Consider the following 12,957-nt stretch of genomic DNA (forward strand, 5'->3'; position numbering starts at 1 on the left):
GAACATGTGATGAAGAAACCGATTCAAGTATTTTTAGCGGGAGATTCCACTGTGAGTGACTGCCCGCCTCATGAAGCGCCGATGGCGGGGTGGGGGCAGGTATTCGGGCAATTGTTTTCTGAAGATGTGCTGGTCCGCAATCATGCCAAAGGAGGAGCGAGCACCAATTCTTTTGTGGAGGAAGGAAGGCTTCAAGCAATTGCCGAACGCATCACACAAGGCGATTATTTGTTGATTCAATTCGGCCACAATGACCAAAAACCGCGGGGGACGAAGCCGTACTCCACATTTCAGCAGTTTCTTACCTTGTTTGCAGATACGGCACGCGAAAAGGGCGCGCATCCTGTGTTCGTCACATCGGTGCAGCGCCGCCGCTTTGATGAAAACGGACGGATCGAGCATACGCTCGGTGAGTATCCCGATGCGATGAAAGCACTGGCGAAGGAGCTCGATGTACCTGTGATTGATCTGCTTGCGAAAACAAAGGTGCTGTATGAAGCATACGGGCCGGAGGAGTCGAAGCGATTGTTCGTTTGGTTTCAGCCAAATGAACATCCGAATTACCCGGACGGCATTGAGGACAATACGCATTTTTCGGAAGAAGGTGCAATGGAGGTTGCGAAGCTTGTGGCAGAAGGCATTGAAGAGCTCGGACTTCCGCTTAAGGACCACCTTGTGAGCCGGGAGGGGAAAGAACATGTATAAGGAAGGCGCGTGCCTGTACCGCAACCCGCTCCGGTCTAAAAGCGATGTGAAGGACTGGCGGATGGAGGGAGGCGGACAGATCTCATTTGACGATCACAGCTTGCACCTGTCACATGTCCAGGATGAAGCGCACTTTGTCTTTTGGTGTCCGGAAACCTTTCCAGACGGCATCATTGTGACATGGGACTTCTCTCCGATCGAGCAGCCTGGACTGTGTATGCTGTTTTTTGCCGCTGCGGGAATGGGAGGCGAGGATTTGTTTGACCCAAGTCTCAGGAAAAGAACAGGAACATACCCTGAGTATCATTCAGGAGATATCAATGCCCTCCACCTGTCGTATTTCCGCAGAAAATACGCGGAGGAAAGAGCGTTCCGCACCTGCAATTTAAGAAAAAGCCGCGGTTTCCACCTCGCCGCAATGGGGGCCGATCCGCTGCCTTCTCCAGACGACGCTGATTCTCCGTATCGTATGAAGCTGATCAAAGACAAAGGCTATGTGCACTTTTCAATCAATGGTCTGCCCATTCTTGAGTGGATGGACGACGGCAGCACTTATGGGCCTGTGTTAACAAAAGGAAAAATCGGGTTCCGGCAGATGGCCCCCATGAAAGCCGTTTACAGGGATTTTGCCGTGCATCAAGCGGTGAGAAGATGAAGACGACTGTAACGGATGCGCTTTATGCAGGCTGCGAAGCGGTGGTGAAAATAGCATGGCTCAACGGGCTGTGGCTGTTGTTTACACTTTTGGGCGGCGTTCTTTTCGGATGGGCGCCGAGCACAGCCGCGATGTGTGCCGTTATAAGGAAATGGCTGATGGGGCAAAAGGATGTCCCGATATTTCCGTTATTTCTCGATACCTATAAAAAAGAGTTTCTCAAGGTTAATGCGATCGGATTGGCGTTTTCGGCTCTTTTGCTCATATTGTCCGCGAACTATCATTATTTTTCTGCCAGTACGGATTGGCTGTCCTTTGCAGTAACAAGCTGCACGCTGCTTGCAGGGCTTTTGTATATCATCGCGCTGATGTATGTGTTTCCCCTTTATGTGCATTACCAGCTCCCGCTTCGCAAATATATTCCGCAGGCACTGCTGTTTGGCGCCATGAGGCCGCTGACAACCGGCTGTATGCTGATCGGGTGCGGATTTGTCCTTTATTTGCTGTATACGCTTCCTGGCCTGATCCCATTTTACGGCCCGTGTTTATTTGGGCTTGTTTTGATGTTTTTTGCTCTTAGGGGATTTCAAAAGACGGAGGCCCAGCATCATCAAGCCGGGTAACAAAAAAATGACAAATACGCAAAAAAGTGCAGTGTCCGAAATAGGCAGATGCAAAAAAGTGAAATTGAAGACAGCTCACACAGCGCATAAAATCCAATTTAAGTAAGCGCTTACATATAAATGAGAAGGAGCTGTCTGATGATTACACGAAGGAAACGCATGTTTACCGCTGTTACGTTGCTGGTCTTGTTGGTGATGGGAATCTCTGTATGTCCTGTGAAAGCTGAAGGGGCAGCGCGGCAGATGGAAGCGCTGAACCGGGGGCTTGTAGCGGTCAAGACAGACGGGGGCATTTTTGTCAGCTGGCGGTTTCTTGGAACTGAAAACGCATCTGTTTTGTTCAATGTGTACAGAGACGGGCAAAAACTGAATGCTGCGCCTGTCAAAACCACGAACTATGTGGATAAAAACGGTTCGGCGGGCTCAACGTATACGGTTCGGGCTGTTGTAAACGGTACCGAACAGCCGGCTTCTGAAAAAGCCTCCGTATGGGCGCAGCCGTATCATTCCGTCCCGCTGGATAAACCGGCTGGCGGCACGACGCCAAAAGGTGAAGCTTACACGTACAGCGCTAATGACGCAAGTGTTGGCGATGTGGATGGTGACGGGCAATACGAGCTGATCCTGAAATGGGACCCGTCTAACTCAAAAGACAATTCACAGGATGGCTATACGGGTGACGTGCTAATTGACGCGTATAAACTGGATGGCACAAAGTTATGGCGGATCAATCTCGGCAAAAACATCAGAGCGGGCGCGCACTACACCCAGTTTATGGTGTATGACCTTGATGGTGACGGAAAAGCGGAAGTGGCAATGAAAACGGCAGACGGGACAAAAGACGGCACGGGCAAAGTAATTGGAAATGCCAATGCTGATTACAGAAATGAACAGGGGCGTGTGCTTTCAGGCCCTGAATATCTCACTGTGTTTCAAGGTTCAACCGGGAAAGAGCTTGTCACCGCAAATTTTGAACCGGCGCGCGGCAATGTGTCGGATTGGGGAGACAGCTACGGCAACCGTGTTGACCGTTTTCTCGCCGGCATTGCCTACCTTGATGGACAGCGGCCGAGCCTGATCATGACCAGAGGGTATTACGCTAAAACCATGCTAGTTGCCTATAACTTCAGGGACGGAAAGCTGTCAAAGCTTTGGACGCTGGACTCCTCAAAGTCAGGAAATGAAACGTTTGCCGGACAGGGGAATCACAACCTGAGCATCGCGGACGTTGACGGGGATGGAAAAGATGAGATTATTTTCGGCTCAATGGCTGTTGATCATGACGGGAAAGGCATGTACTCGACCGGATTAGGCCATGGGGATGCCCTTCATACAGGAGATCTTGATCCGGGCCGGCCGGGGCTTGAGGTGTTTCAAGTTCATGAGGACAAAAATGCAAAATACGGCTTATCTTTTCGGGATGCTGCAACCGGAAAAATCCTTTGGGGCGTTTATGCCGGCAAGGATGTAGGCCGGGGAATGGCTGCTGATATTGACCCGCGTTATCCGGGACAGGAGGTGTGGGCAAACGGTTCTCTTTACTCAGCGAAAGGGGTCAAAATCGGAAGCGGGGCTCCGTCCTCGACCAACTTCGGCATCTGGTGGGACGGCGATCTGCTGCGGGAACAGCTGGACAGCAACCGAATTGATAAGTGGGATTATCAAAACGGCGTATCGAAAAATGTGCTGACTGCATCAGGCGCAGCGGCTAACAACGGCACAAAAGCAACACCAACGCTTCAGGCTGATCTGCTCGGTGACTGGCGGGAGGAAGTCATGTGGAGAGCGGAGGACAGCAGTGCTCTGCGCATTTACACGACGACCATTCCGACTGAGCACAGGCTGTATACACTGATGCACGATCCGGTGTACCGGCTCGGCATCGCCTGGCAAAATGTCGCCTATAACCAGCCGCCGCACACAAGCTTCTTTTTAGGAGACGGCATGGCGGAACAGCCAAAACCAAATATGTATACGCCTTAACTGAAAGGGGGAAGGAACGGGCTGCGCGCAGCCCGTTCCCATTAAAATGAAACCAAAAAAGAGGCAAATGGAATACTTGACCAGAGGTTTGATTGCGGTAAAGACAGAACAGGGCGTGTTTGTCAGCTGGCGTTTTCTCGGCACGGATCATGAGACGACGGCTTTTCACCTTTATCGAGATGGAAAGCGGATCACCCGCGATCCAATCGCTGAAAGCACTAATTTTCTCGATCAAAACGGAACGGCTGACGCTGTTTATCAGGTGGAGGCCGTCAATAAGGGAAGGGAAGAAAAACTGTCCAAAGAAGCTTCCGTCTGGCGGGAAAATGTACTGGAGGTTCCGCTTGCCAAACCGGAAGGCGGTATCACGCCGGACGGAAAGCCGTACACCTACAGCGCCAATGATGCCAGCGTCGGGGATGTGGACGGGGATGGAGAATATGAAATCATCCTGAAGTGGGACCCGTCCAATTCAAAAGACAACGCCCATGACGGGTATACCGGGGAGGTGCTCATAGATGCCTATAAACTGGACGGCACCTTTTTGTGGCGCATCAACCTCGGCAGAAACATCAGAGCGGGCGCTCATTACACACAATTTATGGTGTATGACCTGGATGGTGACGGAAAAGCAGAAATCGCCATGAAAACAGCTGACGGCACAACAGATGGGAAAGGACATATCATCGGTGATGAGCATGCCGATTTTAGAAACGAACAGGGCAGAATTTTGTCCGGTCCGGAATATTTGACGGTGTTTAAAGGAGAAACCGGTGAGGCGCTCACGACCGTGGAATATGAACCGCCCCGCGGCAAGCTGGAGGATTGGGGAGACGGCTATGGAAACCGGATGGACCGTTTTCTCGCCGGGATCGCTTATTTGGATGGGGAGCGGCCGAGCCTTGTTATGGCGCGCGGCTACTATACGAGAACCGTGCTCGTGGCATACGATTTCAGAAACGGAAGGCTCAAAAAACGATGGGTATTTGACTCCAACCATCCGGGACATGAAGCGTACGCAGGACAGGGGAACCACAGTTTAAGCGTGGCGGACGTCGACGGAGACGGAAAAGATGAAATCATATACGGCGCAATGGCTGTCGATCATGACGGAACCGGCCTGTACTCAACGGGGCTCGGGCACGGAGACGCGATGCATGTAGGGGATCTGGACCCGTCACGAAAAGGGCTTGAAGTGTTCCAGGTGCATGAGGACGCCACGAAGCCGTACGGACTGTCGCTGCGAGATGCCGGAACCGGTGAGATATTATGGGGCGTCCATGCTGGAACTGACGTTGGCCGGGGCATGGCGGCTCATATTGATCCAAGCTACAAAGGATCGCTCGTCTGGGGAATTGATCCGCCGGGCAATGATGGCATGTCGTATGGGCTTTTCACGAGCAAAGGCGAAAAAATCAGCGACAAAGCGCCCGCTTCAGCCAATTTCGCCATCTGGTGGGACGGTGATTTGGTCAGAGAACTGCTTGATCATGACTGGGACGGAACGATCGGCAGGCCAAAGATTGAAAAATGGGATGCTGAAAACGGCTGTCTGAAGACGATATTTCAGCCGGCTGGCGTGCTGTCCAACAACGGCACGAAAGGAAACCCGGTTCTTCAGGCCAACCTGTTCGGAGACTGGCGGGAAGAAGTGATATGGAGAACGGAAGACAGCAGCGCGCTCCGTATCTATACAACGACACATCTCACCCGCCACCGCTTTTACACGCTGATGCATGATCCGGTTTACAGGCTCGGCATCGCCTGGCAGAATACCGCCTACAACCAGCCGCCGCACACGAGCTTTTACCTCGGAACGGGAATGAAAAAACCGCCGAAGCCCGCCCTGTACATAGCGGGAAGTAAAGCGGAGGCGCCGCTGTAGGAGGACTAAGGGATAAGACGCAAAGGCTGAACGCTACGACAAGATGATTAACGAACGGGCAGGACGAACCAATGCTCAAGCGCTGTACGCACCGGTCTTTTTCAAGGGAAGAGCTATCCGTGATGGAAGCTGTATAAAAAACGAGGGGGAATAAAAAATGGCAAATCATATTTATCTTGCCGGCGATTCGACTGTTCAAACGTATGGAGACAGCACAAATCAAGGGGGCTGGGGGCAGTTTCTCGGCTCGCATCTGCCGGAGCATATTCAAGTGATCAACAGAGCGATCGGGGGAAGAAGCTCGAAAACATTTGTGGAAGAGGGCAGGCTTCAGGCAATCCTCGATGTGATCGAGCCGGATGATTGGCTGTTCGTGCAGATGGGCCATAATGACGCATCGAAAAATAAGCCGGAGCGCTACACCGAGCCCTACACTACTTATAAACAATATTTAAAGCAGTATATCGCAGGTGCGCGGGAAAAAGGCGCCCATCCGCTTCTCATTACCCCCGTAGCCCGCTTTCATTACGAAAATGGCGTGTTTTTGAACGATTTTCCTGATTACTGCATTGCTATGAAGCAGACTGCTGAAGAGGAGAATGTCCAGCTCATTGATCTGATGGAGAAAAGCCTTGCTTTCTTTACTGAGAAGGGCGAGGAAAAAGTATACACCTATTTTATGATTTCAGAAGGGATTAACGATTACACGCATTTTACAAAAAAAGGCGCAAATGAAATGGCGAAACTTGTGGCAAAAGGCATAAAGGAGCTCGGCCTGCCATTGACAGAATCGATCATCAAAGAAAGGTGAAAATGGGATGAGAAAACTGTATCATGGCGCTTGCTATTATCCGGAATTATGGGATGAAGAGACGATTCAGCAGGACATTGACATCATGCGTGAAGTTGGCGTAAATGTTGTGCGGATCGGCGAATTTGCCTGGTCTATCATGGAACCTGAAGAAGGAAAAATTGACGTCGGTTTTTTCAAAGAAATCATCGCCCGGCTGTATGATAGCGGGATCGAAACGATTATGTGCACGCCGACGCCTACCCCGCCGATTTGGTTCTCACATGGCCGGCCGGAACGCATGCATGTCAATGAAAAAAGAGAGATCATGGGGCATGGCTCCCGTCAGCATGCCTGTACGAACAACCCGTATTTCCGAAAAAAAGCCGCCATCATCACCACAGCCATCGCCAAGGAGCTTGGCCGGCTCCCGGGGCTGATCGGATGGCAGCTAGACAATGAGTTTAAATGCCATGTTGCAGAATGCATGTGTGAGACATGCTTGCGCCTATGGCATGACTGGCTCAAAAATCGCTACGGGGTAATTGAGCGCTTGAATGAAGCTTGGGGAACCGATGTGTGGAGCGAGACCTATCAGACGTTTGAGCAAGTCCCGCAGCCGGGACCGGCCCCGTTTCTGCATCATGCCTCTCTACGCACTATGTATCAGCTGTTTTCGATGGAGATGATCGCTTCGTTTGCGGATGAACAGGCCAAAATCATCCGATGCTATTCAGATGCGCCGATCACGCATAACGGATCAGTCATGTTCAGCGTGGACAATGAGCGAATGTTTCAGAATCTCGATTTTGCCTCCTATGACACGTACGCTTCGCAGGAAAACGCCTCTGCCTTTTTATTGAACTGTGATTTATGGAGAAATCTGAAACAAGGGCGCCCGTTTTGGATTTTGGAAACGAGTCCGTCGTATGCCGCCTCGCTTGAAAGCTCCGCTTACCCGCACGCAGACGGGTATTTGCAGGCCGAAGCCGTATCGTCCTACGCCTTAGGGAGCCAGGGATTTTGCTACTGGCTATGGCGACAGCAGCGTTCAGGCAGCGAGATTTCCCACGGTTCGGTTCTCAGTGCCTGGGGCGAACCCGCCATTGGCTACCAAAATGTGCTGGCGGTTGAGCGGGCAAGAAAGGAAATCGAGCCTATTATTCTATCGACTGAACCCGTTCAAGCCGAGGCGGCGATGACTTACTCTGACAGAGCAAAAGCATTTATTAAAACTGAGCCTCACCGGGGACTCCGGCATCGTTCGCTTGTGACGCATTTTTATGAACGTATTCTCAACACGGGGATTCACCGTGACCTTATTCCGGAAGGCGCTCTACTGGACGGCTATCGCTTGCTGTTTACGCCATTTGTGCCGTATTTGTCTTCTGAATTTATCAAAAAAGCTTCGGCATTCGCTGAAGCGGGCGGCATCTGGATCACGGGGCCGCTGACAGGAGGGCGCACATGCGAGCATACCATTCATACCGATTGCGGACTTGGCGAACTTGAGAAAACGTCAGGGATCAAAACACTTTTTACCTTTCCGATGAATGAGAACGTGAATACAGGAAAAGCGTTTGGCATCACGGCGCCGCTCGGACTATGGAGCGCGGTGTTTGACACAGAGAGCGGAAACACCCTTGGCACGGTTGAATCAGGACCGGGGGCGGGCCATGCTTTTCTGACGGAACGGAATTACGGCGAGGGGAAAATTGTCATGCTGGGCTCGCTTCCATCCGGGAAAGAAGGGGATGCGATGCTGGAGGCGCTTGTCAGGCATTATGCCGCTGAGGCAGCCATTTCTGTCCGCTCGGATGTAACACCCGGCACGATCGTTGCCCCGCGCAAAGGCGATAACGGCCTTGTGTGGATCGTTGTGAATATGGATGGAAAAGGAGGAAGTGTGACACTGCCGGAAGCGGGAACAGATCTGTTGACGAACCGTTTGGAAAAGGCGGGGAGGCTGGCGGTCGGACCGCATGAATACCGTGTGATTCAATTTGACAATCACAGCTGATTCTTTGCATCGAATCAGCTTTTTTCTATGGAGGGAGAGACCGATGAAAAAGATCAAATGGTTATCAGGACAGCCAAAGTTGACAAGCGGCGTGACGTGGGGCGTGCCATGGAAAAAAGGAGAATTAAAAAAGGGAGACCGTCTGGCGCTTATGAATGAAAACGCGGAAACGCGATATGTGCAAAGCGAACCGTCGGCCTATTGGCCGGACGGGAGCATCAAGTGGACGAAGCACGCGGCGGTGTTTGGCGGTCAGGAAAACCAAAGTTTTACAGTGCACAAAAGAGAAGTGCCGCAGCCAACTGAATCGCTCAGCATTCATGAGACAGAGCATGATATCCAAGTGAATACAGGAGCAGTCGTTTGTACCATTCATAAAACAGGATCTGATTTCATTCAATCATTGCAGATCAATGGAAAGCCGATCGCCGCAGGCGGGAGGCTCGTCGCGATAAGAGAAACGAGAAAGGAGTCGGCGGCGGAAACGGTTCTTTTGCATGAAAGGTCTGTCAGCTTTATCAAACGGGCTGCGATTGAGCAGAGTGGTCCTGTCAAAGCAGTAGTCAAAATCGAGGGAGTGCATGTGCTCCATAAAACGAATGAAGAATGGCTGCCGTTTGTCATCCGATTGACGTTTTATGCCGGGCTGTCTGAGATCGGCCTTGTGCACACGCAGCTGATTGACAGGAGCGGTAAACAAGAATTCATTAAGGGGCTCGGCATCGAATTTGCCCTTTTTTTGGAGGGAGAGCCGTACAACCGCCATTTCCGCTTTGCGGGAGAGAAAGGGATGTATAAAGAACCTTCCCAGCTGTTTGGCACACGTAAATTCAATGAACGATATCCGCTTTATGAAAAACAAATCAATGGCGAAATGCTGTCTCCAGATGAAGAGCATAAGGAATGGTTTGCACATGGCACACAGAATGCGGTTTGGGACGATGTCAAGCTCGTGCAAGATTCCAGCGATCATTACAGCCTGTCAAAACGGACCGGAAAAGATTATGCGTGGGTTGGAATGCTGCATGGCAGCCGGGCGAAGGGGCTTTGCTATGCGGGCGGAAAAAATGGCGGTGTGGCTCTCGGCCTGCGGTATTTCTTTGAGAAATATCCGTCAGCACTGGAAATCACAGGTCTTGCCGGCAGCCGCCCCAAAATGACTATCTGGCTTTGGCCTCCGGACGGCGAAGCGATGGATTTGCGGCATTATACAGGAAACACCCACGTGGTCAGCGCGTATGAAGGCTTTGATGAAATGCGCTCTGATCCGACAGGCATTGCGAACACAAATGAAATCAGCTTGGCGTGCTTTTCGCACATGCCGTCTGACGAAGTCCTCAATGCACTCGCTGACAAATGGCAGGCGCCGCCGCTCATTGTATGCGAGCCGGACGTCTATTACGAATCAAAAGCACTCGGGGTTTGGAGCATCATTGACACATCCCATCCGCTCAAAAAAGAGCTGGAAGAACAGCTTGATGCGGCCTTTCTGTTTTATAAAAAGGAAGTAGAGCAACGCAGATGGTACGGTTTTTGGCATTATGGCGATGTCATGCATACGTATGACCCGATCCGGCATATGTGGCGGTACGATCTCGGTGGATACGCATGGCAAAACAATGAGCTCGTTCCGACCCTATGGCTGTGGCAGGCGTTTTTCCGCTCAGGCAGAGAGGATATCTTTCGCATGGCAGAAGCCATGACCCGCCATACGAGCGAAACGGACAGCTTTCACCTCGGTGAATACGCCGGGCTTGGTTCACGGCATAATGTTGTGCACTGGGGATGCGGCTGCAAGGAAGCGAGAATCAGCATGGCCGGGCTTTATAAATTCTATTATTATCTGACGGGTGATGAGCGGACGGGAGATCTTTTGACAGAAGTGAAGGATGCCGATTATGCCCTCGTCAAAACCGATCCGATGCGCGCTTTTTACGAGAAAGGCAAGCACCCGACTCACGCCAGAACGGGACCGGACTGGGCGGCGTTTTGCTCGAACTGGCTGGCGGAATGGGAGCGGACCGAAAATCCGAAATATCTCAAAAAAATCGAAACGGGAATCAACTGTCTGAAGCTGCTGCCGCTCCGCTTATTATCCGGCCCGACATTTGAATATGACCCGGCGACCTCGATGCTTCATCACATGGGAGACGGCATTGCGGGCGGATATCATATGATCATTGCCTTCGGCGCGCCGCAAGTGTGGATGGAGCTGGCTGAGCTTCTTGATGACCGGGAATGGGAAGATATGCTGAGTGAATTCGGCGAATTTTACACACTAAGTGATGAGGAAAAACGGAAAAAAAGCGGAGGCGCTCTTCATGACGGGCATTTTCACTGGCCGATGTTCGCCGCCAGTATGACAGCCTACGCCGCAAGAAAAAAACAAGATCCTCATCTCGCCGCCAAAGCGTGGAATCTTTTGCTAGAAGATAAGCTCAGCCATACGCCGCTTCCGATCAAACCGGAGCGCATCGAGACATGGACGCACTTAGAGGAGCTTCCATGGGTGACAACGAACACTGTCTCTCAATGGTGTTTAAATGTCATAGCGGCGCTGGAACTGATCGGAGATTCCCTTCCGGCAAAAAAAGAAACATCGGGCAAAAAAGGATAACAGCCGGAATTTCATAGGAGAAATGGTGCAAAAAATGAAGATTGCAAGAATTTATGTAAGCGCTTTATATTGAGAGGGGCAAAGGGGAAATGCAAATTGAAAAAAGGGGGACTTACGCAACATGAAAATAAGAATGCGAAAAAAATGGATGGCCTTGCCGCTTGCTGCCATGATGATCGCCGGATGCAGCCATTCGGAAACATCCAATTCAGCAAGCGATTCGAAAGATACGATCAAAATTATGGCGCCGCTCTTATCGCCGGAAAGCCCAAGTGATAAGAGCCCTTCATTAAAAGCGCTCGAAAAATACACAGGCAAAGAGATTAAGGTCACATGGGTGCCTGATTCATCCTACAACGACAAATTCAACATCGTCATGGCTTCAGGAGAGATGCCTCACGCAATTGTCATTAAAGATAAGTCAGCCGGCTTTATCAAATCTGTCAAAGCAGGGGCGTTTTGGGAGCTGTCTCCTTATTTAAAAGACTACAAGAATTTAAGCCAGGCAGATGAAAAGATTTTGAAGAACAGCTCGGTGAACGGCGAGGTGTACGGAATCTACAGAACGAGGGATCTGATCAGGGCGTGTATGATCATCAGAACCGACTGGCTGAAAAATGTCGGTCTGGATATGCCGGAAACGCTTGATGATTTCTATGAAGTGCTGAAAGCCTTTAAGGAAAAAGATCCTGACGGAAACGGCAAGGATGATACGTACGGCATGGTCGTGCCGAAATGGATGGGACTCGGCAACGGAAGCCCATGGGATGTTCTGCAAATCTGGTTCGGCGCTCCGAACCGCTACGGTGTTGAAAACGGAAAGCTGATTCCAGATTTTACAACGAGGGAATACATGGATGCGCTCACGTTTTTTAAAAAGCTCTATGATGAGGGATTGATCAATAAGGACTTTGCTGTCATGGATTCTGCGAAGTGGAATGATCCGGTTGTAAAAGGAAAAGCAGGTGTCATCGTTGATACAGGCTCAAGAGCGTCTCAAATCCAAAGCGCGATGGAGGAGGCGGATGAGTCGAACAAGGATATCATTGATATCGTCGGCTCGCTTGAGGGACCGAATGGCAAGCGCACCTTCCCGACATCTGGTTATTCAGGCATGATCACGATACCAAAATCAAGCGTCGAAACCGAAAAAGAGCTGAAAGAGGTGCTGTCCTTCCTCGATAAGATGAATGATAAGGAAGCGCAAATTCTCACGAACAACGGAGTGAAGGGCCGCAATTACGAGCTCAAGGACGGCGTATTCACCTCACTTGAAAAAAACAATAAATCTCTCCTGTATGAGCATGAAGGCTTGGCACAGTTCAGCATGTCGATTCCGAAAAGCGAGTATTACATCGAAGACCAGAAAACCAAGCTCTTCCAGCATCGCAAGGACATCATAACCGAAGGAGAAAAAATAGCCGTCTTTAACCCGGCTGAGTCGCTTGTATCTGATGTCTATACCCAAAAAGGAGCCCAGCTTGACAACATCATCCTCGACGCGAGAACACAATTTATCATTGGAGAAATTGATGAAAAAGGGTTCGATGATGCGGTGGAGCTTTGGAAAAAAAGCGGCGGCAATGAACTGATGAAGGACTTGAACAAATTGTACCAATCGTCAAAATAAACCGATGCGCCTGCCGTTCGGCGGGCGCCCCGGTATCACGAAAGGAGAA

The 12,957-nt window shown here is 50.8% G+C and carries 9 protein-coding genes; all 9 read left to right on the forward strand.

Features of this window, described 5'->3' with window-relative positions; genetic code table 11:
- The first annotated feature begins 6 nt into the window (after positions 1 to 6).
- The 9 genes from rhgT (at position 7) to NST79_RS03965 (ending at position 12,908) form a co-directional block, all read left to right on the forward strand.
- Complete coding sequence (gene rhgT / locus NST79_RS03925; RefSeq protein WP_082098068.1) at positions 7 to 705, forward strand: rhamnogalacturonan acetylesterase; 699 nt, start codon at positions 7 to 9, stop codon at positions 703 to 705.
- The gene (locus NST79_RS03930) at positions 698 to 1,360 is read left to right on the forward strand and encodes a YesU family protein (RefSeq protein WP_212059996.1); all 663 of its coding nucleotides are present in this window, start codon (positions 698 to 700) and stop codon (positions 1,358 to 1,360) included. The genes rhgT and NST79_RS03930 overlap by 8 nt, the downstream gene beginning before the upstream one ends.
- Entirely contained in the window at positions 1,357 to 1,983 is a 627-nt protein-coding gene (locus NST79_RS03935; RefSeq protein WP_041056970.1) for a YesL family protein, read from the forward strand. The genes NST79_RS03930 and NST79_RS03935 overlap by 4 nt, the downstream gene beginning before the upstream one ends.
- A gap of 120 nt (positions 1,984 to 2,103) precedes the next feature.
- Positions 2,104 to 3,966, forward strand: coding sequence for a rhamnogalacturonan lyase (rhgW, locus tag NST79_RS03940; RefSeq protein WP_212059994.1), 1,863 nt, complete (start codon positions 2,104 to 2,106; stop codon positions 3,964 to 3,966).
- A 46-nt stretch (positions 3,967 to 4,012) separates the two neighbouring features.
- On the forward strand, positions 4,013 to 5,851 hold the full coding sequence (gene rhgX / locus NST79_RS03945; protein WP_128992511.1) for a rhamnogalacturonan exolyase: 1,839 nt from the start codon (positions 4,013 to 4,015) through the stop codon (positions 5,849 to 5,851).
- Between the two features lie 157 nt (positions 5,852 to 6,008).
- On the forward strand, positions 6,009 to 6,662 hold the full coding sequence (locus tag NST79_RS03950) for a rhamnogalacturonan acetylesterase (protein ID WP_003233813.1): 654 nt from the start codon (positions 6,009 to 6,011) through the stop codon (positions 6,660 to 6,662).
- Positions 6,663 to 6,669: 7 nt separating this feature from the next.
- Positions 6,670 to 8,661 (forward strand): beta-galactosidase, encoded by a 1,992-nt coding sequence (gene yesZ / locus NST79_RS03955; RefSeq protein WP_212059992.1) that lies wholly within the window; start codon positions 6,670 to 6,672, stop codon positions 8,659 to 8,661.
- A gap of 43 nt (positions 8,662 to 8,704) precedes the next feature.
- Positions 8,705 to 11,278, forward strand: a complete 2,574-nt coding sequence (locus NST79_RS03960; protein WP_212059990.1) for a hypothetical protein — start codon at positions 8,705 to 8,707, stop codon at positions 11,276 to 11,278.
- A 121-nt stretch (positions 11,279 to 11,399) separates the two neighbouring features.
- The gene (locus NST79_RS03965; protein WP_212059988.1) at positions 11,400 to 12,908 is read left to right on the forward strand and encodes an extracellular solute-binding protein; all 1,509 of its coding nucleotides are present in this window, start codon (positions 11,400 to 11,402) and stop codon (positions 12,906 to 12,908) included.
- Positions 12,909 to 12,957: the final 49 nt, after the last annotated feature.

This window comes from Bacillus sp. PS196 (genome assembly GCF_037963555.1).
Taxonomy (GTDB): domain Bacteria; phylum Bacillota; class Bacilli; order Bacillales; family Bacillaceae; genus Bacillus; species Bacillus subtilis.

What these genes read in the sequence shown, in the direction of transcription:
- NST79_RS03930 (WP_212059996.1), top strand. Translation starts at nt 698, where the DNA reads ATGTATAAGGAAGGCGCGTGCCTGTACCGCAACCCGCTCCGGTCTAAA.
- NST79_RS03935 (WP_041056970.1), top strand. Translation starts at nt 1,357, where the DNA reads ATGAAGACGACTGTAACGGATGCGCTTTATGCAGGCTGCGAAGCGGTG.
- rhgW (WP_212059994.1), top strand. Translation starts at nt 2,104, where the DNA reads ATGAGAAGGAGCTGTCTGATGATTACACGAAGGAAACGCATGTTTACC.
- rhgX (WP_128992511.1), top strand. Translation starts at nt 4,013, where the DNA reads ATGAAACCAAAAAAGAGGCAAATGGAATACTTGACCAGAGGTTTGATT.
- NST79_RS03950 (WP_003233813.1), top strand. Translation starts at nt 6,009, where the DNA reads ATGGCAAATCATATTTATCTTGCCGGCGATTCGACTGTTCAAACGTAT.
- yesZ (WP_212059992.1), top strand. Translation starts at nt 6,670, where the DNA reads ATGAGAAAACTGTATCATGGCGCTTGCTATTATCCGGAATTATGGGAT.
- NST79_RS03960 (WP_212059990.1), top strand. Translation starts at nt 8,705, where the DNA reads ATGAAAAAGATCAAATGGTTATCAGGACAGCCAAAGTTGACAAGCGGC.
- NST79_RS03965 (WP_212059988.1), top strand. Translation starts at nt 11,400, where the DNA reads ATGAAAATAAGAATGCGAAAAAAATGGATGGCCTTGCCGCTTGCTGCC.